A 24,898-nucleotide genomic window follows, 5' to 3' on the forward strand; every position below is an offset into this window, starting at 1 on the left:
CGGTGTCCTGCAGCAGCGAACGGGTCCCGATCACATCGATCAGTTGCTTCGGATAGTGTTCGCGTGAGAGCGGCCAAAGCCGCGTACCCGAGCCGCCGGCCAGGATAACAGGGGCAATGCTCAGACAACTCACCAGCGGCACACCGGGTGCCTGCTGGTTGGCGCCGCCGCCGGTGCTATCGTCACGGTCGACGCCTTCCCGGTACGCATTAACCATTTTTAGTACTCCTATTACTAAATAGGACGTTCTTTTTCTGATGAGTCGTTACGCCATTCGCTCAGGCGTACGGCCCAGACGGCGCGGGCTCACGTCCGCGCGTCCCCCAGACGGCCAGCGGCAACCTCCAGCGGGTTGCGCGCCAACCTTTCGCCTAGCTCATTCCTGAGTCGCGCTGCGGCTGCGGGCGCGATATTCGGTCGGAGAAAGCGCCATGCGCTTGCGAAAAATCTTCGCAAGACGATCGCCGTTGCCGGTGCCGCTGCGCCGCGCGATCTTGTCCACGGGCAATTCCGTTTCCGTGAGGAAGTTGCACGCAATGCGCAAGCGGACCTGCAGCAGATAGTCCGACGGCGTGACGTGCATTTCGTGCTTGAAGCGGCGCAAAAAATTGCGCTCGCTCATGGCCGCCACATGCGCTGCATCGGCTACCGAAACCGGGCGGTCGCAGTTGGCCTCCATCCAGCGGGCGGCGGCGCGGATCTTTTCGCCGACGCTCATGGTGCCGCCTTCGGCAAGCCGCGGCATTAGCGACGCACCCATCCCAGGCATCACGCGATCGGCGACGCTGCGCGCCACATCGAGACCCAGATCGCGTTTGATGAACATCAGCGCGCTTTTGCTCGAGTCGTGACGATCGTTGGCTTCGTTGAGGGCGCTTTCAGCCGCCACGTGAGTCAGGTAGGGATTCGTATGACGCACATCGTCCTGTTCAGCGAGGCCAGCCGCTGCAAGCACCAGACGTCCTTCCGCGATCGGCTCGATGGTGCGGGTGCGTGCGCGCACTGAACGCAACCAGCCGAGCAGACGCTCATCGCGTGCTGCCACGTTGGCACCGTAGCCGCCTGCCACGAATAGCAAGTCGAAGCCAATGCTGTAACGCGCATCGACGCCATCCGTCCACATGCGCGCAGACGAGGAACTCGCCACGCTGCCGCCATCCATCGACAGAAATTGCACTTCGTAGGGAGGGTCATCACCGCCGTGCGCGGTGGCGATTTCATTGGCCGTATGGAACATCTCGGCCACGATACCTGCGCCTAGCAGGCCAAAGCGATCGAATAGAACAATCCCGACACGTCGTGCTGCACATCGTACGTTCACGTTAGGCGTGTGCAGCCAGGTAATCCTCGCTGTATCAACAGACATTTGCGGCATGATCTTCCCCTACCATGTCATGCGTTGTTGGGCCGAGTCTTTGATTTTCTGACTTTTTTAATTCATTGCACTGCATCATATCCACGCCGAAAATCGCCAATGATGGCAGTGACCGAAATGCGCGCGATGTTGGCGGATTGCGTCGCTATAAATAAATTCGCAAATTGAAAATTTGATGCGAACGTACAACAGCGTGCGTACTCGCGTCTTGACCCGTCTGATACCCGATTCGCCAGACCTTCAAACGCGGCGTATCAGTACCGGACAAGTCACCGGTCAACTGGACGGAACGCAGGACAGTACGTGGCGCGAAGTCGCCGGCCGCGCGGCGAAGTTGCGATGCATGGAGCAGGAGTCCACAGGGGAATCCTCGTACGATGGCCTGTTCTTGCTTATATGATGCATCGCAACAAGCATGCACCGTACCAATCTTTATCTGATGCGGGGTTGCGGCGATCGATGCGCCTCAAGGTCCGTCCGGAAGACCAAAAACGTTTCAAAGGTGAAATTCGAACGCGCCGCCCGAGCCGGTCAGACCAACCGCATGAATGAAAAAGACGAATCGGGAATTTCCGGATTGGCCTGGAATACCCTATTCATAACCTTGCGAGAAATTTGTTTCAAAACGATACAGAGCGATTATCGAAATTAAACAGCCGAGAATGTTTCAGTTCTGAAACGGCCGGAAAATCGAATACATCTGAGTTATTGCCAGGATTACATTTCAGACGGCTTGCGCATCCATCAGACAACGCCTCCCCACGCTGCCATACCGCCAGTCGGTGCTTTAGGAAAACAGGGAATTGCCGATGTATGCAGGTAAATCTTTCGTACTTCATACCATTTGCACGGTATTCATGCGAAGCTATTACCTTACCAAAATCTGAACACCTCTGGCATTGGATGGATTGCGACGCGCATACACGGCCTTGGATCGCACGCGACCTGATTGCTCACGGAGCCTGATGTTTGTCGTGTCATATCAGGCATGCATCCACTATGCTGGGGTCGCATCCCCTGTTACCTGCCTTCAGTCATTCATCCAGACATGATGAAACATTCTGCGGCCGCGCAGCAAGACGAAGTGGCACCTGTGCCTCGCCTGGGGCGCAACGGACGCACGCTGGCAGGAGCGGTGCTTCGTCTGATGGTTGCGTTGGCAATCACTGCCTGCAGCCCGCGTAACGACGCGGCAAGTGCGGCTACGGACAGCGTACGGCAAGTCGCAACGCAACCTGTCCACGCGCCCTCCGATCCGGCTTCGGGCGCAACCACCTTCGCCCTATGTGCCGAGGAAAATGGCTTTTGCCACTTCACCGGCACTGAACAGATCAAATACGGTACCGCTGAGCACTACGTGGTGCTCACCCTGACCGGCGGCAAGCCCTGCGACAACGGCGTGTTCGGCGATCCCGCGCCAGGCGCGCAAAAAAGCTGCTGGATCGTGCATACGGTAAGCGCCGCTGCCAGCAATCATGCCGCGCGTAGCGCCGCGGGCGAAACTACGACGAATCGCGCGGCCATCACATGGACAGCCTGCGCCAGCGAACGCGGCATCTGCTCGTTTTCAGGTACGCACGACGTCAAGTACGGCAGCGATACGCGGTACGTGATTCTCAATGTCACTGGCGGCACCCCGTGCAACAACGGCGTGTTCGGCGATCCGGCGCCCGGGGAGGTGAAGCAATGCTGGTATGACAGCGACCTGCCGCCGCCGGCGCCTACCCCGCCGTCGATCATGGCAACCTCTAAAGGCAGCGCGCTCACCTGCAGCGCACCGTCCGACCCCGCTAACGCGTCGCCGAACGGACCCGCGATCGAGGCGGACACGCCGGGCGGCGACGGCACACGCATGTTTGCGGGCGGCCGCCCCTTCGTCCTCACCCTGACGACCCGCGCGGCTTCGCATGACACGCTTGCCTGGCAGATCGTCGATGCATGGAGCAACGTGCGCGCAGCGGGCCAGTTCGATGTCGCAAGCGGCCCGCAAACCGTCTCGATCAGCTGCATCTCCACGCTCGCGGGCTATTTTGCGGTCTCCGCCTCCCTCAGTTCTGCCGGTGCGAGTTTGCCGATGCGCGGCACGCGTCCAGCTGGCATCGCCACGTTCGGCGTGTTGCCCAATGTGGCGAGCGTGCTGCCGCAGCCCAGCTATGCGCGCGAAGATCTGCACCGTTTCGGCGGACAAGGCGCCGCCTATGTCACGCCCGGCCAGAGTTGCTGCTCGGGCGACGGCTATCGGCCGCTCTATCCGAACCTCGGACTGCGCTGGGTCAACGACAATCGCAACTGGTACATGCTGGAGCCGAAGGGGCCCAACACCTTCAACGCCGCCGACTTCCCGCTCGCGCCATTCTTCAGGCCCGGCGACCTGATGCGGCTCATTCAGCTCGACGGCATACCGGCGTGGGCCAGCCCGACTCATCAGGAGACGCATAGCTATCTGCCGGTTTCGCTGCCTGCGTACCAGAACTTCATGACGCGGGTAGGCCAGGAGTCGAATCAGGTGCGCACGCAGCGCTTTCCTAATCAGTCGCGCAACTACTATCAGGTGACCTGGGAGCCGGATTACAACAGCGGTTTACCGTGGCGCGATACGGATGCCAATCTGCTTGCGCTCTATCAGGCCACCTGGCAGGCCATTCACTCGAGCGACCCGGATGCGGTCATCATGGGCACCACCAATGCATCGGTCGCGACCAACACGGAGTGGCTGCAGCGTCTCGCGCCGCTCGGGATCGCGAAGTATCTCGACGGCGTATCCATTCACGGCTATTACGACGTGGGCACGTCGCCCTCGCACCCGCCCGAACGCCTCGACGGCGACAGCGATCCGAAGAAAGCGGCGCAATCGCTGCCCGCTACCATGCGCGCACTGCGTCATCAGATCAGTACGATGCTCAAGCCCGGCGCGCGTCTGTTCGTGACCGAAACCGGCATCAGCTACGACATCGGCTCCAAATACGGCGCGAACTATCCGACGCCTGACGTGCTGTACGCGCAAGGCGCGCTGGTCGCGCGCACCCACCTGATTCTGCTGGGCGAGGGCGCCGACGTCACGTACCTGTTCTATGCGACGGACTTTCCGGGGCAGATCGGCTACGGACTATTTTTCGATCTGGTGGACCCGCAAGGCGGCTATGGTCCCGCCTTGATCAGTCCCAAGCCGGCAGCCATGGCCACGGCCGCGATGACGCGCATCATCGACGGCACCAATACACTCGGGCCCGTCAACGGTGTGCCCAGGGGCGTCTATGCGTATGCATTCCAGCAATTGAACGGCGGCCCCGTGATTACCGCGTTATGGACGCACAACAACGCGGTCTGGGACGCGGGCAAAGGCTTTAGTATGACGTATCAGGTGCCGTACAACCTGCATGTCGATGCACCCGGCACGTCCGGCCAGGTCACGGTCTTCGACATGATGGGCAATCCCACCACGCTCGCCTATAGCAACGGTATCGCGGCGCTGACGCTTACCGAAGCGCCGATCTATGTCATCTCCGCTAATGCCGCAGTGGCCAAAGCCAATGTGACCACACCCGCCGGATACGTTGCACAGTAAGTTTGTCCTCAGGTGCAGAGAGTTCGGCGCATTTGGCAGGGGTGCGAATCGCGGCACGGCGACGCAAAACGCTAGACTGAAACCACTTTGGCGAACCAGCCGGTTCGACTATTGGATTTTCGCTCGCCCTCGCCGGCACCTTTACTTCTGATTGCAGTCCCGTCCTACCCTGCTTGCGGAGACGTCATGCATGAATTGCCATGGTACTGGCTCTTGCTTGGCGGAATGATGGGTTCGGCCGTCATGCTGCTACTGGTGATGGGCGGTCTGTTCTGGCTGCTGTGGGGGGTGTCGGCCCGAATTACCCACGTCGAACGTGAAGAATGACCTATGCTCGCGAGACCAGAATTCCTGGATGTTGTCCGCCTCACGCCGCTGATTTCAATTGATCTGATTGTTGTCGACGATCGTGGCCGCGTGCTGCTGGGCCGCCGCGTGAATCGCCCGGCGCGCGGTACATGGTTTGTGCCGGGCGGGCGCATCCATAAGGATGAGTCGTTGAACTGCGCGTTCAGCCGCATCGTGCGTGAAGAAATCGGCCTTGAAAATGTCGCGCAGAATACGGCCTGCTTTCGCGGCGTGTTCGAACATCACTATGACGACAACTTCGCCGGCGCCGCGGATATCTCGACGCATTACATCGTGCTCGGCTATATGCTGATGGTGCGCGACGCGATGCCGGTCGAACGCCTCGAGCAGCATAGCGATTACGTATGGATGGCCCCTTCCGACCTGCTCGCCTGCGCCGAGGTGCATGAAAACACCAAGGCGTATTTCCGCTAGGCGGTGCAAGGCACCCACGTGTAGCGCCGCCCTTGCTCAACGCAATGCGCGGCGCCTGCTTCAATCAGGCTGATGGATCGCAAAGCGCGAACTCCGCGCGCTCTACACCGAGTTTTTCATTCAGGTAAGCCTCGAAACTGCCCTTCACCTCGGGATGCCGTAATGCGAACTCCACGGTTGCCTTGAGGTAGCCGAGCTTGCTGCCGCAATCAAAGCGCTTGCCGCGGTAACGATAAGCCAGCACCTGTTCATCTGCTAGCAGCGACTGGATTGCATCGGTAAGCTGGATTTCGCCGCCCGCGCCCGGCCGCGTCTTGCGAAGATGATCGAAAATACCTGGCGTCAGTACGTAACGCCCCACCACGCCCAGGTTGGACGGCGCGCGCGACGGTTCCGGTTTTTCGACTACCCCTGACATGCGGAACACCCGGTCGTCCCAGGCCTTGCCTGCAATCACGCCATACGAGCGGGTCTCCTGCCGCTCGATCTCCTCGACGCCGAGCACCGAGCAGTGGTAATGATCGAAGACGCCGATCATCTGTGCGAGCACCGGCGGCTGGCCATCAATCAGATCGTCTGCAAGCATCACGGCAAACGGCTGGTTGTCGATCAGCTTTTCCGCGCATAACACCGCATGGCCCAACCCGCGCGGTTCGGCCTGGCGCACGTAGAAGCAATCCACGTGACTCGGTTTGATGCTGCGCACGAGATCGAGCAGGTCCTGTTTGCCGCGCGCCATCAGTTCCGCTTCGATTTCATAGGACTTGTCGAAGTGGTCTTCGATCGCGCGCTTGCCGCGCCCGGTGACAAAGACCATTTCCGTCATGCCGGCGGCAATCGCCTCCTCCACCGCGTATTGAATCAAGGGCTTGTCCACGACCGGCAGCATCTCCTTGGGGCTCGCCTTGGTGGCAGGCAGGAAACGCGTTCCCAGGCCGCCGACTGGAAAGACCGCCTTATGGATGTGATGGGTCTTATGCATGTTTCCTTCGCTCCTTTTAGTCGGATCAGTTACCGGTCAACGCTACACCTTCCGCGTCGAAATCAGAAAGAAAGGGTCAGGCGTGCGGCGCCATCGCATCGCCCCTGCCCGCCATGTATGCGCGACGTAAGGCGTCGACGCTCGTTAAAGAAAATTTCATCAAACGATTGCCCTCTTTCAACCTTTGGCGTGTTCAAAAGATTCATAATTTCCTCACCGCGACAGGCATGAGGAGTTGGGACATGACGATGAGCATCGAAATGATCAACGAGTACGGCGCGCAAGCCGTCCGCGTTGCGATCGAAGAGCACTCTGTCTTGCTGGAAGCCCCGGAGCTCGACGCCGTCATCGAACGTCTGAGTTTGCTCCGTGCAGCGATGCGGCCGGAAATTCCCAAAGAACCGTCGCGCACCCATCAGTACGTGATCGAAATGGACCCGTGCTGGCACACTGAAAAACATCCGCTCTATGAAGGGGCCGTGCTGTTCCTGCGCCACTCGGGACTCGGCTGGGCCGGCTTTGCGCTGCCTACCCATAGTCTCTCCACGCTGAGTAAAGCGTTGAACCAGCATCTTGAAGCGCTGGAAGAAACGCACGCGTTGATGAACTGAACGCGCTGACGGAGTCCACGCGCTTTTGCGTGTGCCAGGCTGTCCCTTGATGCCGCGCCAATTGCACGCTTCATGCGTACGATGCGCGGCATCTGCTTTTGCACGTGCGCATTCGTTTCATCCACGCCGTTTTGTTGCGCTTCGTGCAGGATTGTTTTTCAGAGTTCACGCCCACTGGCGGCACGCATCGTCCTATACTTTCTCGTCCGCATCACTGCGGTCTTTTCAAGATCTCCTTAGAAGCGCGGCTTAGGCCGCGCTCTTTTTTTGTCCGTCGCTGACGCGGTCCCGCGCGTCGTTGCCACCGCAAAAATCGCCCCACCTGTCGACGATGTTTACGAACATTGCTCAAAATTAAAAAAGACTTAATCAAGGTGGCAGTCGCGTTTTATCTGCATGCGCCCATCATGCATGCACCGAACTCACCTTGTGTCACAACATGAACCAGCTACAAGCGATGCGTGTCTTTACACGCGTAGTCGATCTCGCCAGCTTCAATCTCGCCGCGAGACAACTGGGCATGTCGGCGGCTGCCGTCACCCGCAGCGTCAGCATGCTCGAGGCTCATCTGAACATGCGCCTGCTCAATCGCACGACGCGCAGCCTGTCGCTCACTGAAGTGGGTAAGGAGTATCTCGACGGTTGCCGCACGATCATCGAGAAGCTCGACGAAATGGAGTCGAATCTCGTGCAGACCACGCGCGATCCGCGGGGCACGCTGCGCATTGCCACACCGATGACCTTCGCGACTGCGGGTCTCGGCGCGCTGCTGGCGGCGTATCGCACGCTGCATCCGCGCGTCGACTTCGATGTGACGACTTTCGACACGCATATCGACATGGTTGAAGGCGGCTATGACGTGTGCTTCTCCGATGACCGGCGCCTCGCCAGTTCCACCCTGGTAAGCCGCACGCTCACCAGTGTGAATGAGGTCACCGTCGCTTCGCCCGCGTATCTGGCTCGCAACGGCACGCCGCGCGATCCGGCCGAACTGAACCGGCACGGCTTGCTGACAGTATCGGACGGCACGTCGCGCACGTGGGAGTTTACGGATGCAAACGGCGTTTATCGCGTCAATACCGGCAGCGCGTTGACCGCTACCAGCAGTGCGATGGTGCGCGTTGCCGCGCTCAACCATATGGGCATCGCATTGCTGCCATTACCGTTCGTCACCGACGACATCGCGCACGGCACCCTCGTCCCCGTGCTCAAACAGTACGAGATCAACGGCGGCCCGCGCCATGTGTCGATCCTGTATTCCGGCCGCAACTATCTTTCGATGAAAGTACGCAGCTTTATCGACTTTGCGGTAAGCCAGTACCGTGCACCCGACAAGCAAGTGGCGTTGCGGGTCGTGGCTTGACGGACCAGAAGAGCAACGCGAATTATGCCGAAGATACTCACGATCGAAGATGACGAACTGATCGCGCAAGACATCGTGCGCACGCTGACGACTAGCGGTTTCTCTGTCGACGTGGCGCGCACGGGCCGCGAAGGCATGGCCAAAGTCATGGCGGGCGAATACGACGTGGTCACGCTCGATCGCATGCTGCCCGATCTCGACGGCCTCACGATCGTCGCCACCATGCGCGGCGTGGGCATGGAAACGCCCGTCCTGGTGATGAGCGCGATGTCCGATGTCGATCATCGCATTCAGGGCTTGCGTGCCGGCGGCGACGATTATCTGATCAAGCCCTTCTCGCCCGACGAAATGTTCGCGCGTGTCGAAGTGCTGCTGCGCCGCCGCCCGCGCAATGCCAAAGCCGAGACCATGTTGCGCACCGGTGCGCTCGAACTCGACCTGGTACGACGCCGTGTCACACACCGCGAGCGCGAGCTCGAATTACAGCCGACCGAATTCCGCGTGCTCGAATTCATGATGCGTCACGCAGGCCAGGTCCTCACGCGCACGATGATTTTCGAAGCCGTGTGGGGCTGCCGCTTCGACCCGGGCACCAACCTGATCGACGTGCATGTGGGCCGCCTGCGCAAAAAAGTCGACGTGCCGGGCGAGCGCCCGCTGATCCGCACCATTCGCGGCTCCGGCTATCTGTTCGGCTGACGCGCCCCGCGCCAGTCACCCCTCCCTCTTCCTCCCAAACGAACGCCCGTGCTGGTTGCAGCACGCGGCGTCGGCCTCGTTGCAACCATACGCGCCGTTGCAAACCTTCAATTACGCGCCAGCGCACCGACCTAAAAGTTCTTTCATTTTTTTAGGCACCGCCTGTTAGTACCCTCTCCCCAGAATACCGGCATGCGGCAATTCACCGCACGTGCCTGCCCAACTCGCCTTCCGCGCGCTGACCGGCCACACGCCCCTGAACGGAGCAGCTTTCGATGCTAAAGATTGTCCGGCTCGCTTTAATGCGGCCTTACACGTTCATCGTGCTTGCGATGCTAATCCTGTTGATTGGCCCGCTATCCGCACTGCGTACGCCGACCGATATCTTCCCCGACATCCGCATTCCCGTGATCAGCGTGGTGTGGAACTACGCAGGCCTGCAGCCCGACGACATGTCCGGGCGCATCGTTACTTACTACGAACGTACCCTCGGCACCACCGTCAACGACGTAGAACATATCGAATCACAATCGTTTCGCGGCTACGGCATCGTCAAGATCTTCTTTCAGCCGAACGTCGACATCCGCACCGCCACGGCGCAAGTCACCTCGGTTTCGCAAACCGTGCTCAAGCAGATGCCGCCGGGCACCACGCCGCCGCAGATCCTGAACTACAACGCGTCGACCGTGCCTGTTCTGCAGATCGCGCTCACCAGCAACACACTCGACGAACAGAAGCTCGCCGACTACGCCACCAACTTCATTCGCCCGCAATTGCTAAGCGTGCCGGGCGTGGCGATTCCGACGCCGTACGGCGGCAAGACCCGTGAGGTGCAGATCGACCTGAACCCGCAAGCGTTGCAGGCGAAGCAGCTTTCCGCCCAGGACGTGGCCAACGCCCTGGCGCAGCAGAACCAGATCATTCCGGCGGGCACGGAGAAGATCGGCAGCTTCGAATACAACATCAAGCTGAACAACAGTCCGCTTGCGCTGCAGGAACTCAACAACCTGCCGATCAAAACGGTGAACGGCGCAACCATCTATATACGCGACGTGGCTCACGTGCGCGACGGCTATCCGCCGCAAGTCAATATCGTGCGTGTGGATGGTCATCGTGCGGTGCTGATGAGTATCCTCAAGAACGGTTCGGCGTCGACGCTCGACATCATTGCGGGCGTCAAGGCACAACTGCCGCGTATCGAAGAGACGCTGCCGCCTGGCCTCAAGCTCGTCACCATGGGCGACCAGTCGACCTTCGTCAAAGGCGCGGTGAGCGGCGTGGCTCGCGAAGGCGTGATTGCGGCGGCGCTCACCTCGCTGATGATCCTGCTGTTTCTAGGCAGCTGGCGCTCCACGCTGATCATCGCCGCGTCGATCCCGCTTGCCGTGCTGGCGGCCATTGCCGGTCTCTCGGCCATGGGAGAGACGCTGAACGTCATGACGCTTGGCGGGCTTGCGCTTGCAGTCGGGATTCTCGTCGACGATGCGACGGTGACGATCGAAAACATCAACTGGCACCTGGAGCAAGGTAAGGACGTGCGCAGCGCGATCATGGACGGCGCCGCGCAGATCGTCGGACCCGCCCTGGTTTCGCTGATGTGTATCTGCATCGTGTTCGTGCCGATGCTGCTGCTGAACGGCATCGCGCGTTTCCTGTTCGTGCCGATGGCCGAGGCGGTGATCTTCGCGATGGTCTCGTCGTTCGTGCTGTCGCGCACGTTCGTGCCAATGCTTGCACAGTATCTGCTGCGCCCGCATGCTTCCGGCGGTCACGCTTCCGGTGAAATGGCCGCCGTCATGGATCCGCATGGCGGCCACCTGCATGCGCCGCTGTCACGCAATCCGCTGGTGCGTTTTCAACGCGGCTTCGAACGCCGCTTCGAAAAGCTGCGCGGCGTCTACCGCATCTTGCTCGGTATGGCGCTCACCAACCGCAGGCGCTTTATCACCGGCTTTCTGATGGTTGTGGCCGCATCATTCCTGCTCATACCATGGCTCGGACGCAACTTCTTTCCGAACATCGATTCGGGCGAAATCGCGATCCACGTACGCGCACCGATCGGTACGCGCGTCGAGGAAACCGCAAACGAGTTCGATCACATTGAAAACACCATACGCGGTGTCATTCCTCCGGACCAGTTGCGCAGCGTGATCGACAACATCGGTCTGCCCAACAGCGGTATCAACCTGACGTATAACAATAGCGGCACGAACGGCCCGCAGGACGGCGACATCCTGATCGCACTCAATGAGAATCACCGTCCTACCGCTGACTATGTAAAGACCTTGCGAGACATATTGGCGCGCACCTACCCGGGTACCAGTTTTGCATTCCTGCCTGCTGATATCGTCAGTCAGATTCTGAACTTCGGTGCGCCCGCACCAATCGACTTGCAGGTTGCCGGTCCGGATCAGGACGGCAACCACCGCTACGCGAACGAAGTGCTGCGTCGCATCCGCCTGATTCCGGGCATTGCCGATACCCGTATCCAGCAAGCCTCGACGTATCCGCAATTCACGGTTGCGGTGGACCGTTCGCGCGCGGACGAGTTGGGCATCACCGAGCAGGACGTGACGAACTCCGTCGTGGCAAGCCTCTCGGGCACGAGCCAGGTGGCACCGACCTTCTGGCTCAATCCGCATAACGGCGTGTCGTATCCGATCGTCGCGCAAACGCCTCAATACCGGATGACGTCTTTGTCGGCGCTCGAAAATCTGCCCGTGACCGGCAGGAGCGGACAGTCGCAGATTCTGGGCGGCATCGCGACGATCGAGCGTGGCGTCGGCGATTCCGTGGTGTCTCACTACAACATCGAGCCGCTCTACGACGTGTTTGCGACAACCCAGGGCCGCGATCTCGGCGCGGTGGCCTCGGACCTCCAGAAGATCGTGCACGAAACGGCAAAGGATGTGCCCAAGGGCACCGTCGTCACGCTGCGCGGCCAGGTGCAAACCATGAACAGCGCATTCCTCGGTCTGTCGCTTGGCCTCGTGGGCGCCATTCTGCTGATTTATCTGCTGATCGTCGTCAACTTCCATTCGTGGGCGGACGCATTCGTGATTGTCACCGCGCTGCCTGCGGCACTCGCCGGGATTGTCTGGATGCTGTTTGCGACGCATACACCGCTCTCGGTGCCGGCACTCACCGGCGCCATCCTCTGCATGGGCGTGGCAACCGCGAACAGCATTCTGGTGGTGAGCTTCGCACGTGAACGGCTCGCTGTGACCGGTAACGCGCTCGTCGCGGCGATGGAAGCAGGCTTCACGCGATTCCGCCCGGTGTTGATGACCGCGCTGGCGATGATCATCGGCATGGCGCCGATGGCACTCGGTCTCGGCGACGGCGGTGAGCAGAACGCCCCGCTCGGCCGTGCGGTGATCGGCGGTTTGCTGTGCGCGACCTTCGCAACGCTGCTGTTCGTGCCCGTCGTCTTCAGTCTGGTGCACCGCCGCGATGCGGCAAAACATCCGCCATTGCAGGAACATTCCACTTCCGAATCCGGAGTCCTTCATGTCCAGTGAGATCGAGATCAATTCGCCGAAGCGGCTGCGCCATCTTAAGCTGGTGGGCATCGTCGTGCTGCTCGCCGCAGCGGGGATCGTCGCGAGCGGCATTCTTAGCCGCGTGCACGCCACGCAGGAGATGACCAGCTGGTCCGCTGCGCAGGCCGTGCCCACGGTCGTTGCGTATGCACCCAACCGGCAGGGCGCGACACAATCCCTGATCCTGCCCGGCCATCTGTCCGCCTTCGTCAATGCGCCGATCTACGCACGTGTGCCCGGCTATCTGCATGCGTGGTACGCGGATATCGGCACGCACGTGAAGACAGGACAATTGCTCGGTCTGATCGACACGCCCGATCTCGACCAACAATTGCTGCAAGCCAAGGCCGATCTCGACAACGCGCAAGCTAATGAAAAGCTCGCCGCCTCCACGGCCAAACGCTGGACGGAGATGCTGAAGCAGGATTCGGTCTCGCAACAGGACACCGACGAAAAGACCAGTGATCTGACCGCGAAGCTGGCGACCGTGGCAGCGGCGCAGGCCAACGTGAACCGCCTCGAAGCGCTTGAGTCGTTCAAGCGCATCGTTGCCCCGTTCGACGGCGTCGTGACGGCGCGCAAGACCGACATCGGCGCGTTGATCGATGCGGGAGGCGGCGACGGTCATGAGCTCTTCACGGTCTCCGATGCGCGTCAGCTGCGCGTGTACGTCAGCGTGCCGCAGAGTGAAGCCGCGGCGATCAAACCGGGCATGACGGCAACGTTGACCGTACCCGAACGACCTGGCATGAAGTTCGACGCGAAACTGCTCGATACCGACGATTCGATCACGCAGTCGTCCGGCACCCTGCTGGTCCAGCTCGTGGTCGACAACCAGAGCGGCATGCTGATTCCGGGTGAATACACCGAAGTTCATTTCGCTTTGCCAACTAATCCGCACGCGCTGATGATTCCGGCCAGCTCGTTGATCTTCCGCCAGAGCGGCTTGCAGGTGGCGGTGGTCGGCAAGGACAATCATGCGATTCTCAAGCCCGTCACCATCGCAACCGATCTCGGCACGCAGGTTGAGATTGGCTCGGGTCTCGAAGCTGACGACCGCGTGATCGACAACCCGCCCGATTCGCTCGCCAGCGGCGACGCAATCCGCCTCGCAAGCACGCAGGAATCCGCGTCGACGGCGGCCACGCTGACCGATCACGCCGATGCGGGGCGCGCCCATGGGTGAGTTCAGGCTCAAGCGCAGCCTGTGCTGCGCGCTTGCGGTAACCGCCCTGTTCAGCGCCTGCTCGTTCGCACCCACCTATCAGGTGCCGCCCACCGCGATTCCAACCGCCTTCAAGGAAAGCGGCAACTGGCAACTTGCAAGGCCCGCCGATCAGATCCCGCGCGCCGCATGGTGGTCCGTCTATCACGACCCGGTGCTTGACCAGCTTGAGGTGCAAGTCGCCGCGGCCAATCCTGACGTCGCAGCCGCGGTGGCGCGTCACGACGAGGCGACCGCGTTCCTCGCGCAAGCGCGCGCCGGCCTGTTTCCGACCATTGGCGCCGCGGCCGAGGTGTCCACCAACCGGCAATCCGACAAGCGGCCGCTGCGCGGGGCCAATGAGCCGTCCGTGTACGGCGCGAATACGGTCGACGTCGGTATCAGCTATGACCTCGATCTGTGGGGCAAGGTCCGCAATGAAGTGAGTTCGGGCCGTGCGGCGATGCAGGCGAGCGCCGCGGATCTCGCGTCGGTGCAGTTGAGCCTGCAGGCCAGTCTCGCCGATGCCTATTTCAATCTGCGTGGACTGGATGAACAGCAGCAGATTCTCGCCGATACGATCAGCACCTACGAACGCGCGCTGAAGCTCACCATGAGCCGTCACGCAGGCGGGATTGCGTCGGACCTGGATGTATCGCGCGCACAGACTCAACTCGCCTCGGCGCGTGCCGCGGCCGAGGACGTCAGGGCACGGCGCGCATTATTCGAGCACGCCATTGCCTCGCTGACCGGCGTGCCGGCCTCGCAGTTCTCGCTGGCGCCGTCGACCGGCGAGACGTATCTGCCGTCGATCCCCACTGGCGTGCCCGCTGCGCTGCTGCAACGGCGCCCCGACATCGCGGCCGCCGAACGGCGCGTGGCCGAAGCCAACGCGCAGATCGGCGTCGCCAGGGCGGCGTTTTTTCCGGACGTTTCGCTAGGACTCGACGGCGGCTTCCAGAGCACCGAATTGTCACCGTGGATCATGGCGCCGAACGAAATCTGGTCGGTGGGTCCGAGCATCGTGATGACCTTGTTCGATGGCGGCCGCCGCGAAGCCATCACGCAACAGGCGCGCGCGAAGCTGGCGGAAAACGGTGCGAAATACAAGGCGGCGGTGCTGCTCGCGTTCCAGCAAGTGGAAGACAATCTCGCGCAACTGCATCACCTGGGTGACGAAGCCACTCAGGAAGACGAAGCTCTGACCGACGCACAACGCACGCTCGATCTGTCGATGTCGCGCTATCGCGACGGTGTGGTGAGCTATCTGGATGTGGTGACCGCGCAAACGACTGAACTGAATACGCAAATCCAGGCATTGGACGTCAATACGCGGCGCCTGCTGGCGTCGGTAGGTTTAATCGAGGCATTGGGCGGCGGCTGGGATTCCGGCCAGCCGACGGCGCATGCGCCAGTGCCTGCCAGGCCGGCGGTCGAGAGTCAGTTGGCGGATGCGAAGTGAAGTGAAGTGAAGTGAAGTGAAGTGACAGGATGGGCGGCGCGTGACGCGTGTTCCGCACGCCTCTTCACCTCATAAATAAACTTCTTTTCACTTTCACACCGTCAATCCGCTATATCGGGCTGACTATCCTTTCAATCAACGAGGCAGCGAAAGTCTTCGCGCTTCGGTCAGCCGGGTTGAATCCACCCAGCTGAACATTGTGAGGATCACTAACATGAAATTACGGACAATCGCGAGCGCGCTGACCGGTAGCATGGCTGCCGCTTGTGCATTTGCGCAATCCAATGCGTCGACCGCCGTGAGGACTCTCATGAAGGCCCGCACGGCACTCCGGCGTTCCATTGTCTATGCTGTAGCCGCCGTCACAGCGGGACTGCTGTTGTCCGGCTGCGCGACGCCCGGCCCGGATGCCGCTAACGGATGTGTCGGGCCGCCTGGCTTCTGTCAGATGTATTTCGGTTCGTGAACGCACGGCCGGATGCAAAGAGCGCGCTGGCCCGATCGGCCGGCGCGCTCAAATACTTGCGGCGCTGCCTGTGCGCAGTGTGCGCAGGCGCATCCCCAATGAAAGCCGCTAGTGCGGCTTCGTGGTGATCTGATAACCGTAACGGCTCACGGTCTCGATGTGCACGTCGGGCAAGTACTCCGCAAGCTTGCGGCGCAGGCGCGAAACCACCAGATTGACGCTCGACGGATCGACGTCGTCCTTCTCCGGCCACGCATAGCGAATCAGCTGATCGCGCGGCACCGGCGCGTTGACCTGGCGCACCAGGCACTCTAGCAACAGATACTCGCGGCGTGTGACCACCAATCTGTGGGAGCCGTCGGTCAACTCTCGTGTCAGTGGATTGAGTGTGAGCGCCGCCTCGGCAGTGGCACTCGCCGCAGGCTGGTCCTGCACCGCACGCAAAACCACTGTGCGCCGCAAAGCCTGCATACGTTCGTGCAGTTCGATAAACGAATACGGTTGACCGAAGCATGCGTCTGCGCCGGCGCGCAGCACCCGGGTGCGTTCCTGTGCGCTCGTCTGCCCGAGCACCACGATCAGCGCGGCGCCCCCGCCTGCTTCGACAAACTGGGGCAACGCCGCCTGCAACGCGGAATACGACGACGGCTCGAACGACGTCAGGACGATCGCGTCGAACGGCTCCTGAGTGGCCAGAAACGCACCGTCCCGCAAGTCGTCGGCGCGTTGCAGACTATGGGCACTTTCCTGCAGTGCCTTATACAGCCACGCGGATTCAGGATGAGGCGTGGCGACGAACAGGACTCGCATCTAGCGCTCGCAGCGAACGGAGAAAAGAGCAGGATAGATCATGCGAGCGTCTTCGACCAGCATTCGACGGTAATGCGCGCACCCGGCTCGCCGTTGCTGATGCGCATCGAAAAGTCGTGCACCCGCATCACCGCGGAGACGATGCTCAGCCCCAGACCCGAGCCGGCGAGGTGCCGGGTGCGCTCGCCGCGATAGAAGCGCTGCAGCACGGCATCGCGCTCATCGGCTGGAATGCCCGGGCCGTTGTCGATGATGTCGACCTGCGGGCCCGCCGCGGTCGGCGTGAGCTTCAGGTGGACGATGCCGCCCTCCGGGGTGAACTTGATTGCGTTATCGAGCAGGTTGCTGAAGGCTTCGAACAGCAGTGCACGATCGCCATAAATCGGTTCGACCGTTGCCGATTCGACAACGACGCGGATCGAACGGATCTCCGCCAGCGGTTCGTACAGATCGCCCACCTCATCTATCAGCATCTGCAGATCGACTTCGGCAAAGCCACCGCGCCGCTGCAGGGTGCCGATCTCCGAGATTCGCAGCATCGCGCGAAAGCGGTCGAGCAGCGCGTCGGTTTCGGTGCGCGCACGCTCCACGAGACTCGAGAGCGCGGCGTCGTCGACCGTATCGGCGCGTTCTGCGACGTGCGTAAGCAGGGTCCGCACATGGGCGAGCGGCGTGCGCAGATCGTGGGCGATGCCGTCGCACGCGCCCTTCACTTCGTTCATCAGGCGTTCGACTTCTTCGAGCATGTGGTTGACCAGATGCGCCAGCATGTCGATTTCATCGCGCCCGCCGATCGGCAAGCGCTGGCCGAGATCGCCTTGGGCGATGCGCTGCGTCACACGGCGAACCGCCTTGAGCCGACGCATCTGTCGCACGCTCAGCGCGAGGCCGCCCAGCACGCCCGCGGTCAGACAGAGCATGCCGCCGCCTATCAGCGCATTGATGATGGTCTCGCGAATCCTCAGGATATGCGTCAGGTCGCGCGCCAGCACGAGGGTCTCGCCGTCGTCGCGACGCTCGGCAATGGCACGCACCACCGGCGGCCGCTCGTCGCCGATCATGCGCAACGTGTGGTTGAGCGTCACGCCCTGGCGGTTTGCCGACAGGTTGGGCGGAAGGGCGAGCACGTCGCCGGCCAGATGCGTGCCGTCCGCTGCAAAGAGGCCATAGTAATTGGTGTGCATGCGCTCGTGCTCGAGCCGGCGGTGGATCGCGTCGGCCAGCGCGCTGGTTGGGATGGAATCGAAATAGATGAGTTGCCAGGTCATCACGACATCCATTTCATGTTCCATGTCGCTCGTCACCGCACTGCCGATGAAGCCGAGCAGCGACATCACCGAGAGCGAAAAAATCACGGCATACACGGTGATCAGGCGAAACGTCGTGGAATGCCAGCGACGCCCCAGGGCGGATTGCGCCGGGAAAGAAGTATCCGTCAAGATGGTCTGCTCACGCGAGGATATAGCCCGAGCCCCGCACGGTCTGGATCATCTGTCGGGCGCCCGGCGGATCGATCTTCTTGCGCAGGCGCCCCATGTGCACGTCGATCAGATTGGTGCCCGGATCGAAGTGATAGCCCCATACGGCTTCGAACAGCATCGTGCGTGTGATGGTTTGTCCGGCGTGACGCATCATGAATTCGAGCACGCGATATTCGGTGGGCAGCAGCACGATCTCTTCTCCGTCCCGCTGCACCTTGCGCGAAATCAGATCCAGCTCGAGCGGACCGACCCGCAGCGTCGTTTCGGATTGCGTGGCGGGCGTTTGACTGCGGCGCAACAGCACTTCGAGACGCGCGGTCATTTCTTCCGGGTCGAAGGGTTTGGTCAGATAGTCGTCGCCGCCGGCGCGCAGGCCGCGCACACGTTCGTCGACGTCGCCCAGCGCGCTCAGCATCAAGACCGGTGTCTGGATGCCGATGCTGCGCATGGTGGTGAGAATGGTCAGACCGTCGACGCCCGGCAGCATGCGGTCCAGCGTGATGACGTCGTACTCGTCGCTCATGGCGCGCGCCATGCCGTCGCGGCCGTTCGCGACCCAGTCCACGGTAAATCCGCGACTTTTCAGCTCACCGACGATTTCGTTCGCGGTGATCTCGTCATCTTCGATCGTCAGCACTCGCGACATGATCATTTCACCCGCCGCAGCGAGCTCTGCGAGCTTGGGCGGCGTGCGCGGCTGGTTATCAGTAGAGGTACATGATGCCATATTCGGCTAGCGGGTTGAGTTCGCGACCGGCGGCACGACGGGCGTCGCGGCGGACCAGTACAGCGCTAGCCAGACTACGCGCGAGGGGATAACCGTCGCACATCTGTTTCATTAAACAAAATTTAGTTTTTCGCCGCGCGCGTCCGCGCAGCGCGGCGGCGAACGAATCGTGCCGTTGCACGGTGCACCGTGACGACGCTCCAGCGTGAAAAATGTTTCACGCGCACGAGGGCGTTCTTGCACGGTGCGTCCACTAGCCTTGTTCTCATCCAGACGGCCCGTGCGGGCTGCCTCTGGTCAATTGACAACTACCTGGATGACACCATGAAACTCGCCATGAAAACCCTGTTGATGGCCATGCTGCTCGCCGGCAGCGCTTCCGCAATGGCCGGCCCGATGCTTACACCGCAGCAATGCAACGATTACCCGTTCAAGCCCCTCAAGGGCGAAGTGACGCACAAGCAGTTGATGCGCGAACTGGGTGAACTGGAGGCCGAAGGCTACCAGCCCGCCGACGACAACAACCTGTACCCCGCCGACATCGAAGCGGCACAGAAAAAGCTGCAGGCGGATTATCGCGCCGACTGCCTGCCGGCCGCGACCATGAAGAACGCGCAGGGTCTCAACGACACCTCTACGCCTGCCGCAATGACTACGCCGAATCCGGCAAGCTAGACTAAAGCGCCAGGCGGGCACACGCCCGCCTCTGCGCTTCATATGCGCACAAAAAATGAGCAGGTGGTTTAAACGGCTCTTTATGGGCCTTTGAGCGCCTTCAGCAGATTTTTAGCGGCCCTTCCCTTGTGCGCCTTGTGCGCCCTTTGCGTGCGTGTTTTATTTGCGCCCCTCATGTGGGTCTTTCGAGCACGTCCTTGCCTGCGTCCCTTAAGTCCGCTTTACGAAGCGCCTTAAAGCGCTGCAGCATGTCCCTCAGTGCCGCCGCCGGCAGCATTCAAAGCCTCAAAGCGCCCAGCCGCCCGGCAAAACACCCTCCTCGCCTCCCCACCTGAGCGACAAATCGACTTAAGGATTCTTTTTCCAGTGCATGCACCCCGCGACCTGCTTTAGAATCTCGCGCTGCTGCAGGGGCATCTAAAGGCGACTTTGACTTCGCCCAAAAGAACTGGATTAAAGGCAGCCTTCAATAGCTTACAAATTCATTCTGCATAGCGTTGAAGACAAACGGCTTTTTCGCCGGAAAGATTCGATGTTGTAAGCAAACTGGCTGAGTACGCTCAATACGATTAGAGCGCGCCCTCTAAACACAGTATGCCCCCATCAAAAAAAGTTTGACGCGCGATTTTGAACTGATATCGTTCCGTCGCAGGAAACACAGCCGGGAACTTAGCGCTGGCCTGTGAAATACGTGTGACGCTCGAGCAGGGTTTCGTTCGTCGCAGCCTGTGCCAAACCGAAGGGGATGCATCAAATACCGTCTATTAGTACTTCTACGCAGATAGACCACTGGCCGATTTCGCTCATCCCCGCGGACCGATCAGTATCTGTCAAGCGGGCATACGCCTTGCGCGCGACGGCCTGAAGCCGTCGCACCCGGCGAGCCCATGTCAGGCGTAAAACCTGCGAGGCTTGAATCGAACGGGTACGGTGACACCCCATCTGGAGTCCAAAAGAACGTTTCGCGCCCCTCTGTTGGGCTGAAGTGAATAATGTTTTGACGTAGCAAGCGCGCTGTAGTCACGGAATTGGGCGGTTCACGCCGGGAGGATCGAAGGTGGTTATGAAAGTTGAAGGGCAGTTTCCGACGGGCTCGAGCCCGGTTGAAAGAACCGGGCGCCCGCGCGAGTTCGGGAAAAAGCAGCAAAATCCCGTGCGCCGCTTTGGCGGTATTGCCGTCGTTCTTCTCCTGCACGTGGTGCTGATTTATGCACTGCTCAATGGCCTCGCCACCAAGGTGGTGCAAGTCATCCAGCATCCCATTGAAACCAAGATCATCGAGCCGGTGAAACCGCCGCCGCCTCCGCCGATGCCGACCGTCCAGCTGCCGCCGCCGAAGTTCACGCCGCCACCGCCGCCGTTCGTGCCGCCGCCGGAAGTGCAGACGCCGACCCCGCCGCAAACGCCGACCATTACGCACCAGGCTGCGCCGGTTGTGGCACAACCTGCTCCGCCGCCGGCACCGCCTGCACCACCCGCCCCGACCAAGGCACCGAGCACCGAAGTGGGCGTGGTTTGCCCGAATTCGGATTCGATCCGCTCTTCAGTGAAGTATCCGAGAGAAGCTCAGGAAAACAACGTCACGGGTGATGTGGTCATTGAATTCGTAGTCGATCCGCAGGGCCATATTACGAATGAGCATGTCGCGAAGTCGTCCGAAGATTCTTCACTGGATCGTGCGGCGTTCAACGCGGTGAAGCAGTTTAGTTGCGTTTCCCAAGGCCAACCCGTCCGTGTCCAGGTTCCGTTCTCGTTTAGCCTGAACTGACCACACGAACAGAGCGGTACCGGTAGCGATTTATTAGTCAAGTTGTACAAGTTCAACGCATGAACTGGAGCAGACATGAAGAAGCGTTCTCTCGCCGCAGTGGCGGCAAGCATGGTGTTCGCCGTAGCCACGGCGACGACTTTCGTCGCACCGCAAATTGCCCACGCGCAAGCTAGCGACGCAACAGCCGCCTCGGCCGCTACCGCACCGACGGCGGCACCCGCAGCGGCGCCCGCCGATCAGGCAGTGCCGCCGCCGGCACCGGCCACTTCGGAAACGGTGAGCAACCCGTACGGCCTCGGCGCCCTCTGGAAAAACGGTGACTTCGTTGCCCGCTTCGTGCTGATCCTGCTGGTGATCATGTCGATGGGCAGCTGGTACATCATGATCACGAAGTTCTTCGAGCAATACCGCGCAAACCGCCGCTACAAGAGCGCCGACGAACAGCTGTGGACCGCTCCGTCGCTCACCGAAGGCGCGAAGATGCTGGATGAGGCATCGCCTTTCCGCTTCATCGCCGAGACCGCGATCGAAGCCGGCGAACACCACGACGAGGCGCTCCTCGAAGCCGTGGACCGCAATACCTGGATCGACGTGTCCGTCGACCGCGCCATCACCAACGTGTCGAACCGCCTGCAAGACGGCCTCGCCTTCCTCGGTACGGTTGGCTCGACGGCACCGTTCGTCGGTCTGTTCGGTACGGTGTGGGGTATCTATCACGCACTGACGGCAATCGGCATCGCCGGCCAGGCATCGATCGACAAGGTCGCGGGCCCGGTGGGTGAAGCGCTGATCATGACGGCAATCGGTCTGGCAGTAGCCGTTCCGGCCGTGCTGGGCTACAACTTCCTGGTCCGCCGTAACAAGTCGGTGATGGAACGTGTCCGTTCGTTCGGCGCGCAACTGCACACGGTCCTGCTGGCCGGCGGCAAGCGTGCGAAGCGTCCGGTTGCTGGTCAAAAGGCTGCGTTGGCAGAACAGGCGGGCTAAGCCATGGCTATGAGCGTTGGACAAGATGGAGATGAAGACGAAGTCATCTCCGCCATCAACACCACGCCGCTAGTCGATGTGATGCTGGTTTTGCTGATCATCTTCCTGATCACGATTCCGGTTGTTACGCACACGGTGCCGGTGAAGTTGCCGAATGAGGCAGTCCAGCCGCTGCAGACCACGCCCAAAAGTATCGTGATCGCGGTCAACCGCGATGGCGATTTCTTCTGGAACGAGAAGCACGTGGATGCAGCGACGCTGCTCACGCAGTTGAAGACCGTATCGGTGATGCAGCCGCAACCGGAAGTCAACGTGCGCGGCGACCAGAACACGCGTTACGAGTTTATCGGCCGTGTGATCACCGCGTGCGAGCGCGCGGGTATCGCCAAGGTGTCATTTATCACTGAGCCGCCGCCGCGCGGAGGCTAGCCTTGCATGAGATCGGGCGAAGTGCTTCAGCGCCAGGTCCGATCGACCGCGTTGCATGGGATCGGACTAAGCGCTAAAGCGCCAGGTCCGATCGACCGCGTTGCATGGGATCGGACTAAGCGCTAAAGCGCCAAGTCCGATCGACAGGAGTCGAATATGGGAATGAACGTATCTTCAGGCAGTGGCGGCGAACCGGATGTGATGGTCGACATCAACACCACGCCGCTGATCGACGTGATGCTGGTGTTGCTCATCATGCTGATCATCACAATTCCGATTCAGACGCACGCCATCAAGATGAACTTGCCGGTGGGTAACCCCCCTCCTCCGGCTGTTCAGCCGGAAGTGGTGCAGATCGACATCGACTTCGACGGCACAATGATGTGGAACGGTCAGGTCATCCCCGACCGCGCCACGCTCGAATCCAAGCTGGCTCAGGTGGCTGCCGAGCCGGACCAGGCCGAGATTCATCTGCTGCCGAACAAGCTGGTGCCGTACAAGGACGTCGCTGAGGTGCTGGCTTCGGCTCAGCGCATTGGCGCGACCAAGATCGGACTGATCGGTAACGAGCAGTACATGCAATAAGGAAGTGACAGTGCTAATGATCCAACAACGGTTCAAGCGCGCCGTAATCGCGGCCGCTTTCGGCGGCCTCTCTGCCCTCGCCGTATTGCCGGCTGTGTCCTTCGCTGCCGATACGCTGCGCCCGGAAGTGGCCAAGCCGCTCAACCAGGCACAGGACTCGTACCGGGCTCACAAGTACCAGGACGCGCTGGCGAAGATCGCTCAGGCTGCCGCAGTGCCGAACAAGACGCCATATGAAAGCTATATGGTCGAGGAAATGCGCGGCGCCGCGGCTGCAGCCGCGGGCGACTCCGCGGTCGCGGCTCAGGCCTACGAAACGCTGCTGGCCTCCGGCCGGCTGACGGGTGCGGACGAGCAGCGCACCACGGCTGCTCTCGCCGGGATTTACTTCCAGTCGAAGAATTACCCGCAAGCCATCAAGGTGGCGCAGCGCTATCTGAAGGCTGGCGGTACCGATCCCGACATGCGGACCTTGCTGGTCCAGTCGTACTACCTGTCGAACGATTGCTCGAACGTGGTGAATCAGCTCAAGCCGGTCGTCGACGCGCAGGCGCGCGCCGGCCATGCCCCGGATGAGTCCAACCTGCAATTGCTGGGCACCTGTGCACAACGCTCGAACGATGGGGCAACCTATCGCGGCGCGCTGGAAAAGCTGGTGGCGTATCACCCGAAGCAGTCGTACTGGGATGACCTGTTCGCATCCATCCGCAGCAAGCCCGGCTATTCGTCGAGCCTGGACATCGACACCTATCGTCTGCGCCGTGCTACCGGTTCGCTGACGACGGCTGACGACTACATGCAGATGACGCAGCTGGCCATCGTTGCGGGCAGCACGGCAGAAGGCAAGCAGGTGATCGATCAGGGCTTCTCGTCCGGCGTGCTGGGTCACGACGCCGGCGCGGACCGCGAAAAGCGCCTGCAAGCGCTGGCCGCCAAGCGCGCCCAGAGTACGGTCGACAGCAACGGCGTGCCGATCCCGCCGATCGACGCCGGCTACAACCTCGTGTTCGCAGGTCAGGCAAAGCAAGGTCTCGAGATGATGGAAGCGGCGATTGCGAAGGGTGGTCTCGATCATCCGGACCAGGCGCAACTGCATCTGGGCGAGGCATATCTGATTGCCGGCCAGAAGGCCAAGGCGATCCAGACATTCAAGGCCGTCAAGGGCGACGATGGTTCGGCCGACCTTGCACGCCTGTGGATCCTGGTGGCTTCGAAGTAATCCGTAGCATGGTTGGCTTTGCGAGGCGGCGTTCGCCGCCTCGTTCTGGATTTTTCTGGCAGCAACGCTTCTAGCACCTCTTGTCGCGGTTCTTCTCGCAGTGCCGTCTCGCCAGCCCTGCGTGCGGTAACGTATGACGCGCACGCACGCTTCGATGCGCGG

At 61.1% G+C, this 24,898-nt stretch carries 21 protein-coding genes; 15 read left to right on the plus strand and 6 right to left on the minus strand.

The window, feature by feature from the left end:
- A partial coding sequence (locus VGH41_RS18745; RefSeq protein WP_331599022.1) for a sugar phosphate nucleotidyltransferase occupies positions 1-217 on the minus strand: 217 nt, incomplete at its 3' end.
- 159 nt (positions 218-376) lie between these two features.
- Positions 377-1,375 (minus strand): GlxA family transcriptional regulator, encoded by a 999-nt coding sequence (locus tag VGH41_RS18750; protein WP_331599023.1) that lies wholly within the window; start codon positions 1,373-1,375, stop codon positions 377-379.
- Positions 1,376-2,423: 1,048 nt separating this feature from the next.
- Between VGH41_RS18750 and VGH41_RS18755 the strand changes: the two genes are divergently transcribed.
- From VGH41_RS18755 to VGH41_RS18765, 3 genes are all read left to right on the plus strand, one after another.
- Positions 2,424-4,940, plus strand: coding sequence for a hypothetical protein (locus VGH41_RS18755; RefSeq protein WP_331599024.1), 2,517 nt, complete (start codon positions 2,424-2,426; stop codon positions 4,938-4,940).
- 186 nt (positions 4,941-5,126) lie between these two features.
- Positions 5,127-5,267: a hypothetical protein gene (locus VGH41_RS18760; RefSeq protein WP_331599025.1), complete on the plus strand. Its 141-nt coding sequence runs from the start codon at positions 5,127-5,129 to the stop codon at positions 5,265-5,267.
- Positions 5,268-5,270: 3 nt separating this feature from the next.
- Complete coding sequence (locus VGH41_RS18765; RefSeq protein ID WP_331599026.1) at positions 5,271-5,723, plus strand: GDP-mannose mannosyl hydrolase; 453 nt, start codon at positions 5,271-5,273, stop codon at positions 5,721-5,723.
- A 64-nt stretch (positions 5,724-5,787) separates the two neighbouring features.
- On the opposite strand, the gene galU is transcribed toward VGH41_RS18765, so the two are convergent.
- On the minus strand, positions 5,788-6,705 hold the full coding sequence (galU, locus tag VGH41_RS18770; RefSeq protein ID WP_331599027.1) for a UTP--glucose-1-phosphate uridylyltransferase GalU: 918 nt from the start codon (positions 6,703-6,705) through the stop codon (positions 5,788-5,790).
- A gap of 248 nt (positions 6,706-6,953) precedes the next feature.
- Here galU and VGH41_RS18775 point away from each other — a divergent pair, with 248 nt between their 5' ends.
- The 6 genes from VGH41_RS18775 (at position 6,954) to VGH41_RS18800 (ending at position 15,586) form a co-directional block, all read left to right on the plus strand.
- On the plus strand, positions 6,954-7,316 hold the full coding sequence (locus tag VGH41_RS18775; RefSeq protein ID WP_414696683.1) for a hypothetical protein: 363 nt from the start codon (positions 6,954-6,956) through the stop codon (positions 7,314-7,316).
- Positions 7,317-7,755: 439 nt separating this feature from the next.
- Positions 7,756-8,679: a LysR family transcriptional regulator gene (locus VGH41_RS18780; RefSeq protein WP_331599029.1), complete on the plus strand. Its 924-nt coding sequence runs from the start codon at positions 7,756-7,758 to the stop codon at positions 8,677-8,679.
- A gap of 24 nt (positions 8,680-8,703) precedes the next feature.
- A complete protein-coding gene (locus tag VGH41_RS18785) occupies positions 8,704-9,378 on the plus strand; it encodes a response regulator transcription factor (protein WP_331599031.1) in 675 nt (224 codons plus the stop codon).
- Between the two features lie 275 nt (positions 9,379-9,653).
- Positions 9,654-12,899 (plus strand): efflux RND transporter permease subunit, encoded by a 3,246-nt coding sequence (locus VGH41_RS18790; RefSeq protein ID WP_331599032.1) that lies wholly within the window; start codon positions 9,654-9,656, stop codon positions 12,897-12,899.
- Positions 12,889-14,106 (plus strand): efflux RND transporter periplasmic adaptor subunit, encoded by a 1,218-nt coding sequence (locus VGH41_RS18795; protein ID WP_331599033.1) that lies wholly within the window; start codon positions 12,889-12,891, stop codon positions 14,104-14,106. Before VGH41_RS18790 ends, VGH41_RS18795 begins: the two co-directional genes overlap by 11 nt.
- Complete coding sequence (locus VGH41_RS18800; protein WP_331599034.1) at positions 14,099-15,586, plus strand: efflux transporter outer membrane subunit; 1,488 nt, start codon at positions 14,099-14,101, stop codon at positions 15,584-15,586. Before VGH41_RS18795 ends, VGH41_RS18800 begins: the two co-directional genes overlap by 8 nt.
- A 574-nt stretch (positions 15,587-16,160) precedes the next feature.
- Here VGH41_RS18800 and VGH41_RS18805 read toward each other — a convergent pair.
- The 3 genes from VGH41_RS18805 to VGH41_RS18815 form a co-directional block, all read right to left on the minus strand.
- Entirely contained in the window at positions 16,161-16,862 is a 702-nt protein-coding gene (locus VGH41_RS18805) for a response regulator transcription factor (RefSeq protein WP_331599035.1), read from the minus strand.
- Between the two features lie 38 nt (positions 16,863-16,900).
- The gene (locus tag VGH41_RS18810; RefSeq protein ID WP_331599078.1) at positions 16,901-18,196 is read right to left on the minus strand and encodes a HAMP domain-containing sensor histidine kinase; all 1,296 of its coding nucleotides are present in this window, start codon (positions 18,194-18,196) and stop codon (positions 16,901-16,903) included.
- Positions 18,197-18,311: 115 nt separating this feature from the next.
- Positions 18,312-18,989 carry a response regulator transcription factor gene (locus VGH41_RS18815; protein WP_331599079.1) on the minus strand — a complete coding sequence of 226 codons (678 nt, stop codon included), beginning with the start codon at positions 18,987-18,989 and terminating at the stop codon, positions 18,312-18,314.
- A 405-nt stretch (positions 18,990-19,394) separates the two neighbouring features.
- On the opposite strand from VGH41_RS18815, the gene VGH41_RS18820 reads away from it, so the two are divergent.
- The 6 genes from VGH41_RS18820 to VGH41_RS18845 all read left to right on the plus strand — a co-directional run bounded on the left by VGH41_RS18820 (position 19,395) and on the right by VGH41_RS18845 (position 24,736).
- Positions 19,395-19,745 carry a DUF4148 domain-containing protein gene (locus VGH41_RS18820; protein ID WP_331599036.1) on the plus strand — a complete coding sequence of 117 codons (351 nt, stop codon included), beginning with the start codon at positions 19,395-19,397 and terminating at the stop codon, positions 19,743-19,745.
- A gap of 1,063 nt (positions 19,746-20,808) precedes the next feature.
- On the plus strand, positions 20,809-21,513 hold the full coding sequence (locus VGH41_RS18825; protein ID WP_331599038.1) for an energy transducer TonB: 705 nt from the start codon (positions 20,809-20,811) through the stop codon (positions 21,511-21,513).
- A 75-nt stretch (positions 21,514-21,588) separates the two neighbouring features.
- A complete protein-coding gene (locus VGH41_RS18830) occupies positions 21,589-22,503 on the plus strand; it encodes a MotA/TolQ/ExbB proton channel family protein (protein ID WP_331599040.1) in 915 nt (304 codons plus the stop codon).
- Positions 22,504-22,506: 3 nt separating this feature from the next.
- A complete protein-coding gene (locus tag VGH41_RS18835; RefSeq protein ID WP_144154323.1) occupies positions 22,507-22,932 on the plus strand; it encodes an ExbD/TolR family protein in 426 nt (141 codons plus the stop codon).
- 156 nt (positions 22,933-23,088) lie between these two features.
- Positions 23,089-23,517: a biopolymer transporter ExbD gene (locus VGH41_RS18840; protein ID WP_331599041.1), complete on the plus strand. Its 429-nt coding sequence runs from the start codon at positions 23,089-23,091 to the stop codon at positions 23,515-23,517.
- A gap of 16 nt (positions 23,518-23,533) precedes the next feature.
- Positions 23,534-24,736, plus strand: a complete 1,203-nt coding sequence (locus tag VGH41_RS18845; RefSeq protein WP_331599080.1) for a tetratricopeptide repeat protein — start codon at positions 23,534-23,536, stop codon at positions 24,734-24,736.
- The last annotated feature ends 162 nt before the right edge of the window (positions 24,737-24,898 follow it).

This window comes from Paraburkholderia sp. (assembly GCF_036488795.1).
Lineage (GTDB): Bacteria > Pseudomonadota > Gammaproteobacteria > Burkholderiales > Burkholderiaceae > Paraburkholderia.